The sequence below is a fragment of the Salipaludibacillus sp. HK11 genome (genome assembly GCF_047795645.1).
GTDB lineage: Bacteria > Bacillota > Bacilli > Bacillales > Salisediminibacteriaceae > Salipaludibacillus.
Genome location: NZ_CP181045.1, coordinates 5,072,590 through 5,088,239, shown reverse-complemented (window position 1 = coordinate 5,088,239; position 15,650 = coordinate 5,072,590). Strand labels below are relative to the sequence as shown.

Below are 15,650 nucleotides of genomic sequence, written 5' to 3'. Positions count from 1 at the left end.
ACTCCCTATCCCTATTGATTATCCGAAACTTTTAAATGCTCTTTTAACTTTCGCAAAGAAATTATCGCTTTGCTCATCAGGAGCTTCATTTCCGCTTATTTCAGAAAATTCACGTAATAACTCTTTTTGACGATCAGACAAATGTTTCGGTGTGATCACTTTCATTTGAATATGTTGATCACCTTGGCCCATTCCACGAACATTCGGGATTCCTTTTCCGCGAAGTCTAAAATTGGTTCCAGTTTGTGTGCCAGCAGGTACTTTCAGTTTGACTTTACCTTCAAGAGTTGGCACCTCAATTTCATCACCTAAGGCTGATTGCACAAATGTAATCGGCATTTCACAGAAGATATCATCCCCATCTCGCTTGAAGAATTCATCGGACTTCACATTAAATACGACAAATAAATCTCCTGATGGACCTCCATTTTCGCCAGCTTCACCTTGGCCAGCCACGCGAATTTGCTGTCCTGTATCAACACCAGCTGGGATTTTAATATGAATTTTCTTACGTTTTTTCACTTTACCTTGACCGCCACATGTACGGCATTTGTGCTTAATGAATTGTCCTGTTCCATCACAATGGTGGCAAACACGGCGATTGACAACACGGCCAAAAGGTGTGTTTTGTTCAACATTTAATTGTCCAGCACCACCACAGTGTTGACAAGTTTCAGGTTTCGTACCTTTTTTGGCACCAGATCCATCACATGTGTCACATGTTTCTTCTCTTGGGATTTCAATGTCTGTTTCTTTTCCAAATACAGCTTCTTTGAATTCCAGTCCCATTGTATATTGCATATCTGCACCTTGACGTGGAGCATTCGGATCTCTTCTTCCGCCACCACCAAAGAACATATCAAAGATGTCGCTGAAGCCGCCTGCTCCAGCGCCAGCGCCCGCTCCACCAAATCCTTGATTTGGATCTGCATGGCCGAACTGATCATAATGAGCTCGTTTCTGCGAATCGCTTAATGTATCATAAGCATCTTTCACTTCAATGAATTTATTTTCAGCGCCCTCTTCTTTATTAACATCCGGATGGTATTTCCGTGCTAATTTCCGATACGCTTTTTTAATTTCTGCTTCAGATGCGCCTTTTTCAACACCAAGTACATCATAATAGTCTCTCTTACTCATTTATTCTCACTCCCGAGTTTAATCCATAACGAATATCTTATCATTCTCAAGTAAAACAGGCAAGGTACAAAAATTTTTTTCCTAACCCTACTCTAAATCATTGGGAACACCTTACCGTGAAAAAAGTCAAAGCCAAGAAATTCCTGACTTTGACTTTTCAGTAACGAGATTGCGTTTTATTACTTTTTATCCTCGTCTGTTTCGTCTTTCACTTCTTCGTAGTCTGCATCCACGACGTCATCTTCGCCTTCTTGGCTCTGATCACCTTGCTCAGCTTCAGCTTGTTTAGCTGCTTGCTCATACAATTTCGTTGTAAGTTGTGTAACAATTTCTTGAAGTTCATCTTTTGCTGTACGAATTGCTTCAATGTCTTCGCCTTCAAGCGCAGTTTTCACTTTTTCTTTTGCTGCTTCTGCTTTTTCTTTATCTTCAGCATCAACATTGTCTTCACCGATGTCTTTGATTGTTTTCTCTGTTGAGAAGACGAGTTGATCAGCTTCGTTACGAAGGTCAACTTCTTCACGGCGCTTCTTGTCTTCTTCCGCATTTTCTTCCGCATCTTTTACCATTTGTTCAACTTCCTCGTCTGAAAGCCCAGAAGAAGATGTGATTGTAATAGACTGCTCTTTATTCGTTCCAAGATCTTTCGCACGAACATTTACAATACCATTCGCATCAATATCAAAAGTTACTTCAATTTGCGGAGTTCCACGTGGTGCTGGTGGAATATCAGTTAATTGAAAACGTCCTAATGTTTTGTTATTCGCAGCCATCTCACGCTCACCTTGAAGAACATGGATATCTACGGATGGTTGATTATCTGATGCTGTCGAAAATGTTTGCGATTTACTTGTAGGAATCGTAGTATTACGCTCAATAAGCTTAGTAAATACGGCCCCCATCGTTTCAATACCTAATGAAAGTGGAGTGACGTCAAGTAGAACAACATCTTTTACATCCCCAGTTAAAACACCAGCTTGAACAGCTGCACCCAATGCAACTACTTCATCCGGATTAACGCCTTTATGAGGATCTTTACCCGCTACTTTCTTAATCGCTTCTTGTACGGCAGGAATACGTGTAGAACCACCAACTAAAACAACTTTATCTACTTCACCAGCTGATAAACCTGCATCTTTCAATGCACGACGAGTTGGCCCCATTGTTCTTTCTACTAGGTGAGAAGTAAGATCCTCGAATTTCGCTTTAGATAAGCTTAATTCCAAATGTTTCGGTCCAGATTGGTCTGCTGTAATAAATGGCAAACTAATTTGAGTTTGAGATACACCAGATAAATCTTTTTTCGCTTTTTCAGCAGCATCTTTCAATCGCTGAAGTGCCATTTTATCTTGAGATAGATCGATGCCATTGTCCTTTTTAAATTGTTCAACTAAATGATCGATGATCACTTGGTCGAAATCGTCTCCACCGAGTTCGTTATCACCTGACGTTGCCTTTACTTCAAAGAAACCATCCCCAAGCTCTAAAATCGACACATCAAATGTACCGCCACCTAGGTCATAAACAAGAATTGTTTGATCATCATCTTTCTCCAGACCATAAGCTAAAGCTGCTGCTGTAGGCTCGTTAACAATTCTTTCAACTTCTAAACCAGCAATTTTACCTGCATCTTTTGTTGCTTGACGCTGAGAATCATTGAAATAAGCAGGTACAGTAATAACCGCTTTTGACACTGTTTCGCCTAAGTAAGCTTCCGCATCTGCTTTTAATTTTTGTAGAATAATCGCAGAAATTTCTTGAGGTGTATAAGCCTTACCCTCTGCTTCTACTTTATAGTCTGTTCCAATATGGCGCTTAATCGACGTAATTGTGTTTGGGTTAGTGATCATCTGACGCTTTGCGACTTCCCCTACTTGTCGTTCACCATCTTTAAATGAAACTACAGATGGTGTTGTTCTTGCACCTTCTGCGTTTGCAATAATTGTGGCTTCTCCACCTTCCATTACTGCGACACAAGAGTTTGTTGTACCTAAGTCAATTCCGATTACTTTACTCATTTTAAAATCCTCCTATTCATTGCATATGTAATTATGCATTTACTTTTACCATTGCTGGACGAATAATACGTCCTTTTAACTGATAACCTTTTTGCATCTCTTCAACGACTACATTTGATTCATAATCGTCCGATTCCACTTGCATGACAGCTTGATGGATTTTCGGATCGAAAGGTTGACCTACTGAGTCTACAGGTTCTATTCCTTCTTTATCCAATGCTTCCATTAGTTGACGGTAAACAATTTCCATTCCTTGCAACAAGCTCTTTGTTTCTTCACTTTGAGCATCTATCTTCATACCTCTCTCAAAGCTATCTAGAGCTGGAAGCAAACTTTCTGCCAAACTTTGTGATCTATATTTAGCCGCTGACTCCTTTTCTTGCTGTGTGCGACGTCGGAAATTATCATAATCTGCTTGAAGACGTAACATCCGGTTTGTTGTTTCCTCGAGCTTTTCTTCTAGCTCTTGTTGAACGCTTGAAGACGTATCTTCTTCTGGCTCTACTTCTGCTTCAGCCTCTATAACTTCATCTGCCTCTAGCACTTCTTCCGCCTCGTTCTCAGAGTTCTCTTCGGACACCGGTTCGTGTTCAGTCTCTCGCTTTGTTTCGTTTTCCACTTCTTTCACCTCCTTAAAATAGTCAGTTCTTTCTTTCCACTAATTCTCTATCATTTACATTTTTTTCTGATACCACGCTGTTAGTATCTTCGTCATATCTTTAGACAAATAATCCATAATACTTATCACTCGCGGATACTCCATCCTAGTTGGACCTAATATTCCAACTGTCCCCATATGTTTTCCATCAAGAGAGTATGTTGCCGTAATAATTGTACAGTCATCGAAAGGTTCAAAGTGATTTTCTTCACCAATCTTCACCGTTAATCCATTATCTTCAGAACGAAAAAGTTTTGAAACGAGGGTATCTTCTTCAAATATATTCAAAATATTCCTTACCCGTTCCACGTCATTAAATTCTGGTTGTGTTAAAATATTCGTTTTCCCACCATAAAACACTTTTTCATTTTGCTGCGTTTGAAAGACATCACCAAGCATCTTTATCATCGATTCATATTGGTTGACGTACCGCTTCAAAAGCAATGAAATTTCAGCATTCAATTTAACTTGCAATTGGACAAGGGGGACTCCACGCAAGCGTTCATTTAAAATATTCACTACTTTTTCTAGTTGTTCTCCTTTTAAATCACCCGGAAACTGCACCGTTTGATTTTCAACATGTCCGGTATCTGTAACAATAATTACAACTGCTTGATTATCTGAAATAGGAATCAACTGAATTTGCTTTAATGTTGATTCAAATATTTCTGGTCCCAAAATGATTGAAGTATAGCTTGTTAAATTTGAAAGAACTGTCGCTGATTGCTTGATCAATTCTTCAAACTCATTATAACGACTATCTAATAGCGATTGAATATCAGATACTTCCCCACTTGTTAATTTTGAAGGTGAAACTAGGTGATCTACATAATAACGATACCCTTTCTGAGAAGGAATTCTTCCTGCCGAGCTATGAGGCTTTTCCAAAAAACCTAGCTCTTCTAAATCAGACATTTCATTTCGTATCGTTGCTGGACTAAAACTCACATCATCGCGCTTTGATACACTTCTTGAGCCTACAGGTTCAGCATTTGTAACATAATCATCTACAATCGCTTTTAGGATTAATAACTGACGCTCTGTCAACATGAAAATCCCCCCTGTTAGCACTCTTCATTAACGAGTGCTAAATCTATATAATAAGTTACCAAATAACGATTCGAGTTGTCAACGTAGAGAAACCAACAAATTTAAAAAAATTTATATTTAATCGCTAAGTAAGAATTTTTCAAAGACTTCATTACCTAGCAAAAGCCCTTTATCCGTAAGCCTTACATGCCCTTGGACTACCTCTAATAATTGATCAGTTATTAGTTTATTCATGACTTGAGGAAAAATTTGCTGAACAGCTTTTCCAAACCTTTTTTCAAATTCTACTAAAGAAACGCCGGTCCGTTTTCGAAGTCCCATAAACATCTGCTCTTCCATTTTTTCCTTTTCTGACACTTGATTTTGTTCAAGATATGGAAATTCATTGTTATTTAGAGCTTTCATATATTTAGGCAATGGCCCATGGTTCACACGACGCACGCCAGTAATATAACTATGAGCACCTGCACCAATCCCATAATACTCCTGATTATCCCAATATGTTAAATTATGAAGACTCTCTTTGCCATCTTTAGCAAAGTTACTAATCTCATACTGACGAAACCCCTGTTTACTTAATTCTTTTAACATGTACTCATACATGTCTGCTTCGTCTTCTTGGTCAAGCAAAGTAAGTTTACCCTTTTTAAACAATTGATAAAACACTGTTTTTTCTTCAACTTTCAAAGAGTAGGCACTAATATGCTGAATTTGTAATTGACAAGCGGATTTTAATGAATCTGTCCACTGTTTCATCGTTTGTTTTGGTAAACCAAACATCATATCAATCGAGAGATTCTTAATGCCTGAATTATGAGCCAAGTTCACTGTTTTTTCCACATCTGACGCCTTATGGTCACGGTTTATCGCTTTTAATAAATCTTCGTCAAAGGTTTGGGCTCCTATACTCAAACGATTAACTCCCATTTCATATAACATTGACATTTTTTCTTCATCTGCGCTCCCAGGATTAACTTCGACCGTAAATTCAAGCTCGTTTGACAATGGAAAATAATGTTTGATTTGTTGCAACAATCGCCGTAGTTGTTCTGTAGATAAGGATGTTGGCGTTCCTCCACCAACATAAATGGTCGAAATAGCTTCATCTGAGGGGAAAAAATGTATCGTTTTCTCCATTTCACTAGCACACAAATCGATGTACTCATCTATCGGCTGGTTGTGTAAATAAAATTTATTAAAGTCACAGTAATGACAAATCTGCTCACAAAATGGAACATGAACATAAAGGGATTTTGGCATATGGTTACCTCTCTTTCATGAAACGGTGAAAGACCGCAGGAATCCTGCGGTCTAACCGGTCCGTTTACTTATTTTCATCCATACTAAGGACTGACATAAACGCTTCTTGTGGAACTTCCACATTACCAACGGTTTTCATTCTTTTTTTACCTGCTTTTTGTTTTTCAAGTAACTTACGTTTACGAGAAATATCCCCCCCGTAACATTTTGCTAATACATTTTTACGCATCGCTTTAATTGTTGATCTCGAAATGATCTTTTGTCCAATACTTGCTTGAACAGGGACTTCAAATTGTTGACGAGGAATCAGTTCTTTTAATTTTTCAACAACATTCTTCCCTCTCTCATAAGAAGTGTCTCTATGGACAACAATAGAAAGAGCATCTATTCGTTCACCATTCAATAAAATATCCATTTTCACTAAATCACTTTGTTTGTAATCAATCAGCTCGTAATCGAATGAAGCATATCCTTTTGTACTCGATTTCATCGTATCAAAAAAGTCATAAACAATTTCAGATAAAGGCAGTTCATAAATAAGATTAACCCGATTTGCATCATAATATTTCATGTCAATATAGTTACCACGTTTTTTCTGACAAAGTTCCATCACAGGTCCAACGTATTCATTTGGCACCATAATTTCAGCTTTTACGTAAGGTTCCAATACATATTCTATTTTTTGTGCATCAGGCATATCCGATGGGTTGTCAATCCTTAATGTTTCTCCGTCCGTTTGGAATACTTCATAAACAACACTAGGTGCGGTTGTTATAAGACCGATATTAAATTCTCGTTCAATTCTTTCTTGCATAATTTCCATGTGCAATAATCCTAAGAAACCGCAACGAAAACCAAAGCCGAGTGCTTGCGATGTCTCCGCTTCAAATTGCAAAGCTGCATCATTTAGTTCTAGTTTCTCTAAAGCTTCTCTTAAACCAATATAATCGGTTGTATCAACAGGGTAAAGTCCACAGAACACCATTGGGTTTAGCTTACGGTAACCTGGAAGAGCTTCTTCCGTTTGTCTATTTGAGTGCGTTACTGTATCACCAACGCGACTGTCACTTACGTTTTTAATCCCAGCAATCATAAACCCTACATCTCCAACGCTTAATTCTTCTCTGTTCTCAGGTTTTGGAGTAAAGACACCGACTTCATGAACTTCAAATTCTTTTTCCGTGGCCATCATTTTGATTTTTTCTCCAGGCTTTACGGTTCCTTCCATAATTCGTATATAAACAATGACACCGCGATAAGGATCATACAGAGAGTCGAAAATCATCGCTTTTAATGGGGCTTCTGGATCACCAGATGGAGAGGGAACATTTTTGACGACAGATTCGACAATATCTTCAATTCCAATACCATTCTTAGCTGAAGCCAACAAACAATCATCCATTGGAAGTCCAATAACATCTTCTACTTCTTGTTTGACACGATCTGGCTCGGCACTTGGTAGATCAATTTTATTGATAACTGGCAGAATCTCCAACTCATTGTCTAATGCTAAATAAACATTAGCTAACGTTTGCGCCTCAATTCCTTGAGCAGCATCAACAATTAATAATGCCCCTTCACATGCAGCAAGGCTCCTCGATACTTCATAGGCAAAATCGACGTGCCCTGGAGTATCAATAAGATGGAAAATATACTCAACACCATCTTTTGCTAAATATGTTAATTGAACTGCATTTAATTTAATCGTAATTCCTCGTTCACGCTCAAGATCCATTGCATCAAGCATTTGGTCCTTCATCTCACGTTGCGATAAGGCACTTGTTAGCTCTAAAATACGGTCTGCTAACGTGGACTTACCATGATCAATGTGAGCTATGATGGAAAAATTCCTAATTCTATCTCTTCTTTGAATACGTTCTTTAGGGTTCATTATACTATCACTCCTACGGACTCCGTTAATACACTATGAACCATTATAGCAAGAATAATAGCAAACGTTCAAACATTAGTTTTATTTGGTGGTCTCTGATCATCAAATATTGGCTTAGTAAACGAGTTAACGTTAAGTTAAGTTAAGCATATTTTAAATCAATTAGTTTTTAAGATAAATACTTCGTTACTGACCATCAATATAAGAAAACATTTTCTGAAATACTTGTTCGAATGCTCCGGCAGTGCGTAACCCCATTTCGGAAAATAGCGGACTAGAGTGAGAACTTCCTGAAGAGTCTGACCTTTCAACAAAAGACGGGAGTTGTTCCTCAAGCGACTTGTGAATCTCATCATCACTTTTTTTATAAACGACTAAGCCCTCTTCATCTTCCATTTCAATAATATTTGATTGCTCTTTTTGATGAATTTCTACTTCTTTATTTATCACGTAACCTTTTGTGTCAACCAATGTTTCTTCTTTTATTTGAAACCGTGAAGAGGTCAAATCAATATCCTGATCTGAATACAGGATGCCCAGAATAAAACCAAACATCAAGATCGAAACAAATATTCCTGCTCTAATTATCAGCTGCCCCATCTCTGTATCCCCCCTCCTTACTCCATAATTATTGATTCTTTTCATGCTCCCAATAAAACTCACTAAATACCTCTGCGAATATTTCAACTGAGCGATACACTTCTTCTAGGGTATTTTCTACACCACCAAATTCGATCAAGATTGAATTTGCTGATAAGTCTTGATTATATACGCCATTGTTCCCACTTCCGCTTACAGCTGGTGCAAAAATGCCTCTACTAAGACCATAATAATTATGTTGTAATTTATCATGTAACTCTTTCGCTAGAGCTTTATTCTGTTCAAAATCCGGATTGTTTTCACCGATAACAAACAATGTTTTTGCATATTTTTCTCCATTTATTTCTACAGTGGTGATGTCTCTTGGCTGTGAGTCACGGTGAAGGTCAAAGAAAAATTGAAGCTCCTTATTTTTTTCTTTTGCTTCCTCCACTATTTCCCGGGACATATCGTATGATTGACTATACTGCCAATTTCGATCATCTAACTTGACACCGATATCACTCGTATCTACATCAGCATGAATACCATGCTTTGCTAATTCAATTCCGAGACGCTCCCCAGCCAATGTAATATTGACACTGTCGTGAAATGCTTCATCTGCATTTTGTAATTCAGGCAAATAAGACTCTCGATTATGAGTATGAATAATATGAACTGTCACTGGAAGATCTTCTATATTTTCTGTTTCTGGTACAGACTCTTTCAAATCTGCTATCTCATCTAACCTTTCAGTTGACGCCTCTCTTTCAGCGAGTAAAACCTCCATAGGCGGAGCTGATTCCACTGGCATATTCGTATAATCCGCGCCTTCTCCAGCGGTTACAATTCGACCGTCAAATAGTGAAAATCCTGGCATTTCTCTACCTAACAAACTTCTCGGGTCTTCAGGGTTTATGTTTGTTGTTAACTCAAAGGCAATCGGCATTAGGGACGGAGGTTCATGTCCATCTGGTAAGGATTGTTGCAAGTAGCGGTTTTCATTTCCTAATAAATATACAAGTGATTCCATAGGGATATGGTTACTCATATTATTAACTGATGATGAAGATAGACTATATGCTGGTTCAAATGCTGTTAAAGTTGCCGTAAAGAAAAAAATCGACATTACTCCCATAACTAAAAATACAATCTTCTTTTGAAGGCTTGTCCTTTTTGGTCGCGGGAAACCTGGACTTCTTCGATATGTACGATGAGACACCATAAGAATTCCACCCTCTCTTTAAGCTTGTCCATATGTTTCATGCCTATGCTAAAAGAGAGGATTTAGAACTCCTTTTAATGAGTATAAGAACCAACATTATCTTGATTCACTTGTGAATGAAGGGCTGTGTTTAAACCTTGAGCTAATAAATTCGCCATGTCTTCAATAAATTCATCTACTTCTTTGGGCGTCACCATTAAATTATGCCCAAGTGGCGAGAGCACTTCCTGTATAAGTTGTCGTTTTTCCTGCTCTTCAAGTATTCCAACAGCACCCAAATAAAGCTCACGTTCTTTTTTATCTGGTAAATCTTCCTGATTTAATGCTCTTTTCTCGCCAAAAGTCATCCCAGCGGGAGTTAATGCACTCTTCGCGTGTTTACCCTCATTCGTTTCTCTGCCAAAATGCTTAAGTAAGAAATCGATTGTATCACTTGTAATGGAGACTGCATCAACGACTGTTGGCACACCAATCGCAATTACAGGAATTCCTAACACATCTTCTGATAATTCTTTCCGTTTATTACCAACCCCAGATCCTGGATGAATTCCTGTATTTGATATCTGAATCGTCGTATTGACGCGCTCAATCGACCTTGCCGCCAATGCATCAACTGCAATAATAAAATCCGGGTTCACCTTTTCGACAACTCCAAAAATAATGTCACTTGTTTCAATCCCTGTTAACCCCATGACCCCTGGTGTAATCGCACTTACAGGACGAAACCCCTCCTGTACATTTTCCGGCTGAAGTTCAAATAAGTGTTTTGTAATCAATAGGTTATCGGTAACTAGTGGTCCAAGGGAATCTGGCGTGACATTCCAATTACCCAATCCAACTATTAAGCACGTTTGTGTAGATTGAATTCCGATTGATATTAAAAAGTCATGAAACTCTTCTGCAAATATTTTTTCCGCTTTCGATTGCAGTTCTGTATCTTTTTGTCTTATTCCATCTATTTGAATAGTTAAATATTTCCCAGGCTTTTTCCCTAATTGACTCGCTGCTTTTTCTTCTATTGTCACATTTGTTATCGTCACTCCATCTCTTTCGCTTTCGTCTACCTGGACACCATCTATTCCACTTTTTGTTGAATCAGACTTTTTCTGCCTATCTTGTTCTCGCGCTATCGTATGTGCCTCTACAGCTAAATCTGTTCTTACCTGGTATTGTTCCAAATCTAAATCCTTCATTTACTAATCCCTCCATTTTATTTTAAATACCTTTACTACCGAATTAAAATGTTATTGCATTTTAATTTTGATTTTGGTACAATCCTTAGTGTTGCACGCAAAACCAATGGTTATTACGGTTGCATCATAGGAGGTGAATAACGTGGCAAATATTAAATCTGCTGTCAAACGTGTACAAACGAACGAAAAGCGTCGCGCACAAAATGCTGCATTTAAATCCGACCTTCGTACGGCAATCAAAGTCTTTAACACAAAAGCTGAACAAAAGGATGTTGAAGGTGCTAAAGAAGCATTCCTTTCAGCTACAAAGAAAATTGACAAAGCCGCTAACAAAGGAGTTTTCCATAAAAACACAGCAAATCGTCAAAAGTCTAGCTTACAAAAGCGCTTAAACGAATTGTCTGCTTAATTGCATGACGGAAAACAATCTCATCTATATTTTTAAAGTAAGGCAGTCACTATTCTTAAGTGATATGCCTTTTTAATTTACCCAATATAGGCTTTCACATACTATAATAGAAAAACTTGGCTTTTCACCAAGCCCTTCACGGCGAAAACCTTAGTTTATCTTATACTTTATTCCTTTAGAAAAGTTAAATATTATTAAAGTATAAAAAAAGAACCTAACTGGAGCTATAAGCTCCAGTTAGGTTCTTTTTACCGTTACTATTATACAGTTTGTCTTTTCAACAAAAACAATTCAACCCCTAATTCGGGGTTAATTCGTCCAGTTTTAATACTAAAGTCAAGATCAGCTAGCTGATCAAGTAAATGCAATAATTCTCCGTCGCGAAACTTTTGAACTTGTCTCGCAGCTAATTTGACGACATAAGGATGCAATTTGAGTTGAGAAGCTATGATTTTTTCTCCATAACCTTGTTGAGTTAGTTGCTTTACTTGATAGAGAATTCGAAATTGCCTCACCATTAGTGCAATAATCTTCACAGGTGCTTCTTTCTGTTTTAATAAGTCTTTATATATTTTCAACGCTTTGTTCACCTGTGCTTTAACGACACCGTCTACCAATGAAAAAATATCCTGTTCAAGAGACCTGGCGACGAGATTGTCGACATGGTCTTGCGTAACAACTTCTCCTTCACCCACATGCATCGCCAATTTTTTTATTTCTGATGCCATAATCATCAAGTCTGCTCCTGTTAACATTAGAAGACGTTCTTGAGCTTTAGAGTCGAATGTAACTTGATATTCTTCCGCTTTATCAAGCATCCACTGTTTAAGCTCTCTTTCTTCAAGAGGCCTTCCATCCATGACAGAAGCTTGTTTTTTCATCACTTTCACAATTTTTTTTCTTTCATCTAATTTTTCATAAGGAGCTTGAATAATCATCACGGTTTCTTGCGCCGGATCTTCTATGTATGACAATAGCTTACTTAAATCATGTTCTACTTTATTTGTTCCTTTTTGAGTCGTAAAGAAAAAAGCATCTTTAAGGAAAACCACTCTCCGCCCTCCCATAAATGGAAAAGTGTATGCTTCCTCAACCGCTAATTCGACGGAATGCTCATTCATATCGAATTTAGAAAGGTTAAATTCCTGTTCTTCTTTAGATAAAGCTTGTGACATTATACGTTGGATAATATCCTCAATTAAGTATGTTTCAGATCCATACAATAAATATAAAGGCGACAATTTCTTTTGATTTAACTCCTTTAGTACATTTACATAGGACAAGGTTTTTTTCTCTCCTCTCCGTACTTACTCTCAATGTATTTTACCATAGGAACAAAAGGAAAGGGAAACAGCATGAATGCCGCTCCCCATTTATGATAAACGCCTCCAATGAAGTACCTAGGATCTCCACTGATGACGATAATCAAAGTGACTGTATTGATATCTTATCCTATGCTTGCTAGTTCTATAGGTGACAACTATTAGGAAATTTCTCAGCATTACTGTTATGACCTCCTCAGCAATTGAGGTATATTTATCCAATAGATTTGATGAGATCCATATTTAAACATTTATTGCTTTATTCCGATATATATAAAGCCTGAATAGGTTTTAATATTTATTTGGAAAAAGTGTTCCTTTCATTTTGTGGATTTTTTTTTAAGAATGTCTTATACTAAGAACTAAGTAAGTTACAGGGGGGATAAAGCATGAACGAATTTGAAAAAGATGTTCAAACAAAACGGAACGACTTTTTAGATAGTGCCGTTGGTTTTGTTGTTGTTTTTGGCTTTTTTGCAACAATTTTTATTATTGCCCAAGTGATTGACCTTTTCTTTTAGCAGTAAGGTCTACATATACTTTAGAATGACACGTCCTCAATCACATTGAAGACGTGTTTTTATTTAAAATATGGTTCCACGTTTATTTGCCCACCCCACACTTCCAATGATATTGCTCCGTGTCGCGTTGTTCTATAAATCATCACACCCTGTTCCTCAAGTCGAATCGACACCTCGTCATGTGGATGACCATAACGATTATTCTCCCCTGCAGAAATTAACCCAAATTCAGGTTCGATTTGCTCGATAAACGGTCCAGTTGTTGAGGTGTTACTTCCATGGTGTCCAACCTTTAATACATCCGTTGTGAGTGTAGGAAAATTTTTTAATAGTTGCTTTTCGCCCAATTCTTCCAAGTCGCCTGTAAATAAGAAATGGACACTATTTAATGATGCCAATAAAACAATCGATCGATTATTTTCATTTTCTTGTGGTCCATCAGGATGAAGAATATAAAACCAATCGTCACCCTCTTTCCAACCGAACCCTTTCTCAACCATTGAAATCGACACACCATCTTCTGCAAGACAGTTTAATCTAGATTCAGCTGTTTCTGGTACTGGTAATCCTTTTGGGTAAAAGACATTTGCCACGCTCAGTTTACTTGAGAGGTAACAGGCTTCTCCTATATGATCAACATGCCCATGCGATAGTAAAAGCACATCAATTTTTTTTATTCCTTTTCCTTTTAAAAAAGGTTCAACGACATATTTACCAGGACCTGTAGATTGACGTATATCTTTTTCGTGATTATCCCCCCATGTAAGGCGTCCACCAGTATCGACCAGATAAACCCCTCTTCTATAAGGTAATTCAATGACAATTGCTTCTCCCTGACCTACATCAAGCATCGTAACTATTGCTTTCCCATTGAAATAAGGAAGTGCCCATTGGAGTGAAAATACCGCGATCAGTAACAGAGAGGGAATTATCCTGCGGTTTTTTTCAAATAATAACAAACTCACGATAATCACAACCATCATCATCCATAACATAACTCCTGATGGCCTTCCAAACATAATCACACTCCACGAAGGTCCTGTTGCTATGGAAAGTAGACGATCCATCATCATTAAACTTTTTGATACAAGCCAATAACTTAATTCAGATAGCGAAGGAATAATTTGTTGAAAAATAACCGTTATAAAGGCGCATGGAAGCACAAAAAATGAGATGAAAGGAATAAATACAAGATTCATCGGGATCGTGAACAAAGACAGTTCAAAAGAATGGTAAAGTGTTAATGGTAAAGAGATTAGTTGCGCTACACCCGTGACTTTTAATAAAAGTATTATCCGGGATTGCGTCTTAAAAAGAGATGTTGATAGCAAGAGAGTAAAACTAGTCAGAACAGATAGTTGAAATCCGAGGTGATAAATATAAAAGGGGTTAACAATCAATAAAAACAAGGCCACAAGTGCCACGACATCAATTGCTTTGATTTTCCAATTCAAGGCAACAACTAGAAGGTATATCATGCACATCAAGGATGCCCTTAAAACAGAAGGTGATCCACCAGCAATAATCATATAAACCGGTAAAAAGCTGAATACGAGGAATCCCGACAACTCTCTTGTTAGTCCAAACCGGTACAAAATGAAAAAAAGCGCAAAAGTTATTAACCCTACGTGAAGTCCAGATACGGCAAGCAAATGAAGGATTCCAAGCTGGCGATACTGGGCCATTGTATTTTCACTCATGAATGTTCGATCACCAAATACAAGAGCAGCCATAAGTGCTGACGTTTCTGAATCATTTTTTCTTAATAGTTGATCGATTCCACGATGACGAATTGTATCGAAGAATCGTAACCAGAGATTATCTTCCTGTTCACAAATCAGGTCATCTTCTGATAGACGTATAATCCAATCGATATTTTGCTCAGATAAGTATTGTTGATAATCGAAGGAGTAGGGGTTTTTTGAAGGGGTAGCTTGTTCTAAAACACCTGCAAATGTACACCTTTCACGGGCGAGCACGGGAGGATCTTTCCCAGGCTGATTTGGATAAAATACTTGCAATTTTTCATTCTCATCCAGTAAAAAATTAAAGGACCATTCTCTATTACTCGACGTTAACTGAGGTTTCGTTTTAACCGTCCCTTGAAATATTGTCTCCGTACCTAGTAATGTCGATTGAGCTTGTTGAACGAAAAATGTCCCATAAACAAAAAAAGTAAGACCAATAAGTAAATGGAACGCAAGTAAAAAACGTGTCTTTTTTAACTTGAGTCTTTTCAGGTGAGGTAGAAACCCAAAAAATAGGAATGTGATTGACCACATTTCTCCAACATTGAAAGCGAATAACAAGCCGCTTATCGCAAAAAAAACGGCACAATACATTCGCGAAAACATGATGACCTCCTGTCTTAAAGCGTTAGTTAT

The 15,650-nt window shown here is 37.7% G+C and carries 13 protein-coding genes; 2 read left to right on the top strand and 11 right to left on the bottom strand.

From position 1 onward, the window contains the following. Positions 1-18 precede the first annotated feature (18 nt). From dnaJ to gpr, 9 genes are all read right to left on the bottom strand, one after another. A complete protein-coding gene (dnaJ, locus tag ACM26V_RS24160) occupies positions 19-1,140 on the bottom strand; it encodes a molecular chaperone DnaJ (RefSeq protein WP_416149308.1) in 1,122 nt (373 codons plus the stop codon). A gap of 179 nt (positions 1,141-1,319) precedes the next feature. Continuing rightward, positions 1,320-3,158 (bottom strand): molecular chaperone DnaK, encoded by a 1,839-nt coding sequence (gene dnaK, locus ACM26V_RS24155; RefSeq protein WP_416149307.1) that lies wholly within the window; start codon positions 3,156-3,158, stop codon positions 1,320-1,322. Between the two features lie 31 nt (positions 3,159-3,189). After that, entirely contained in the window at positions 3,190-3,777 is a 588-nt protein-coding gene (gene grpE, locus ACM26V_RS24150) for a nucleotide exchange factor GrpE (protein ID WP_416149306.1), read from the bottom strand. Positions 3,778-3,831: 54 nt separating this feature from the next. Beyond that, on the bottom strand, positions 3,832-4,866 hold the full coding sequence (hrcA, locus tag ACM26V_RS24145) for a heat-inducible transcriptional repressor HrcA (protein WP_416149305.1): 1,035 nt from the start codon (positions 4,864-4,866) through the stop codon (positions 3,832-3,834). Positions 4,867-4,983: 117 nt separating this feature from the next. Beyond that, entirely contained in the window at positions 4,984-6,126 is a 1,143-nt protein-coding gene (gene hemW / locus ACM26V_RS24140; RefSeq protein ID WP_416149304.1) for a radical SAM family heme chaperone HemW, read from the bottom strand. 64 nt (positions 6,127-6,190) lie between these two features. Further along, entirely contained in the window at positions 6,191-8,017 is a 1,827-nt protein-coding gene (gene lepA, locus ACM26V_RS24135) for a translation elongation factor 4 (RefSeq protein WP_416149303.1), read from the bottom strand. A 186-nt stretch (positions 8,018-8,203) separates the two neighbouring features. Beyond that, the gene (locus tag ACM26V_RS24130; protein WP_416149302.1) at positions 8,204-8,617 is read right to left on the bottom strand and encodes a hypothetical protein; all 414 of its coding nucleotides are present in this window, start codon (positions 8,615-8,617) and stop codon (positions 8,204-8,206) included. A gap of 28 nt (positions 8,618-8,645) precedes the next feature. Then, the gene (gene spoIIP / locus ACM26V_RS24125; protein ID WP_416149301.1) at positions 8,646-9,821 is read right to left on the bottom strand and encodes a stage II sporulation protein P; all 1,176 of its coding nucleotides are present in this window, start codon (positions 9,819-9,821) and stop codon (positions 8,646-8,648) included. Between the two features lie 74 nt (positions 9,822-9,895). Continuing rightward, positions 9,896-11,014 (bottom strand): GPR endopeptidase, encoded by a 1,119-nt coding sequence (gene gpr / locus ACM26V_RS24120; RefSeq protein ID WP_416149300.1) that lies wholly within the window; start codon positions 11,012-11,014, stop codon positions 9,896-9,898. Positions 11,015-11,156: 142 nt separating this feature from the next. Here gpr and rpsT point away from each other — a divergent pair, with 142 nt between their 5' ends. Continuing rightward, a complete protein-coding gene (rpsT, locus tag ACM26V_RS24115) occupies positions 11,157-11,423 on the top strand; it encodes a 30S ribosomal protein S20 (protein WP_416149299.1) in 267 nt (88 codons plus the stop codon). Positions 11,424-11,683: 260 nt separating this feature from the next. Here rpsT and holA read toward each other — a convergent pair whose 3' ends face one another. After that, positions 11,684-12,706, bottom strand: coding sequence for a DNA polymerase III subunit delta (holA, locus tag ACM26V_RS24110; protein WP_416149298.1), 1,023 nt, complete (start codon positions 12,704-12,706; stop codon positions 11,684-11,686). Between the two features lie 428 nt (positions 12,707-13,134). On the opposite strand from holA, the gene ACM26V_RS24105 reads away from it, so the two are divergent. Continuing rightward, positions 13,135-13,266 (top strand): YqzM family protein, encoded by a 132-nt coding sequence (locus ACM26V_RS24105; protein ID WP_416149297.1) that lies wholly within the window; start codon positions 13,135-13,137, stop codon positions 13,264-13,266. Between the two features lie 59 nt (positions 13,267-13,325). Here ACM26V_RS24105 and ACM26V_RS24100 read toward each other — a convergent pair whose 3' ends face one another. Continuing rightward, positions 13,326-15,620, bottom strand: coding sequence for a DNA internalization-related competence protein ComEC/Rec2 (locus ACM26V_RS24100; protein ID WP_416149296.1), 2,295 nt, complete (start codon positions 15,618-15,620; stop codon positions 13,326-13,328). Positions 15,621-15,650: the final 30 nt, after the last annotated feature.

What these genes read in the sequence shown, in the direction of transcription:
- ACM26V_RS24130 (WP_416149302.1), bottom strand. Translation starts at nt 8,617, where the DNA reads ATGGGGCAGCTGATAATTAGAGCAGGAATATTTGTTTCGATCTTGATG.
- gpr (WP_416149300.1), bottom strand. Translation starts at nt 11,014, where the DNA reads ATGAAGGATTTAGATTTGGAACAATACCAGGTAAGAACAGATTTAGCT.
- dnaK (WP_416149307.1), bottom strand. Translation starts at nt 3,158, where the DNA reads ATGAGTAAAGTAATCGGAATTGACTTAGGTACAACAAACTCTTGTGTC.
- ACM26V_RS24105 (WP_416149297.1), top strand. Translation starts at nt 13,135, where the DNA reads ATGAACGAATTTGAAAAAGATGTTCAAACAAAACGGAACGACTTTTTA.
- lepA (WP_416149303.1), bottom strand. Translation starts at nt 8,017, where the DNA reads ATGAACCCTAAAGAACGTATTCAAAGAAGAGATAGAATTAGGAATTTT.
- hemW (WP_416149304.1), bottom strand. Translation starts at nt 6,126, where the DNA reads ATGCCAAAATCCCTTTATGTTCATGTTCCATTTTGTGAGCAGATTTGT.
- dnaJ (WP_416149308.1), bottom strand. Translation starts at nt 1,140, where the DNA reads ATGAGTAAGAGAGACTATTATGATGTACTTGGTGTTGAAAAAGGCGCA.
- hrcA (WP_416149305.1), bottom strand. Translation starts at nt 4,866, where the DNA reads ATGTTGACAGAGCGTCAGTTATTAATCCTAAAAGCGATTGTAGATGAT.
- ACM26V_RS24100 (WP_416149296.1), bottom strand. Translation starts at nt 15,620, where the DNA reads ATGTTTTCGCGAATGTATTGTGCCGTTTTTTTTGCGATAAGCGGCTTG.
- spoIIP (WP_416149301.1), bottom strand. Translation starts at nt 9,821, where the DNA reads ATGGTGTCTCATCGTACATATCGAAGAAGTCCAGGTTTCCCGCGACCA.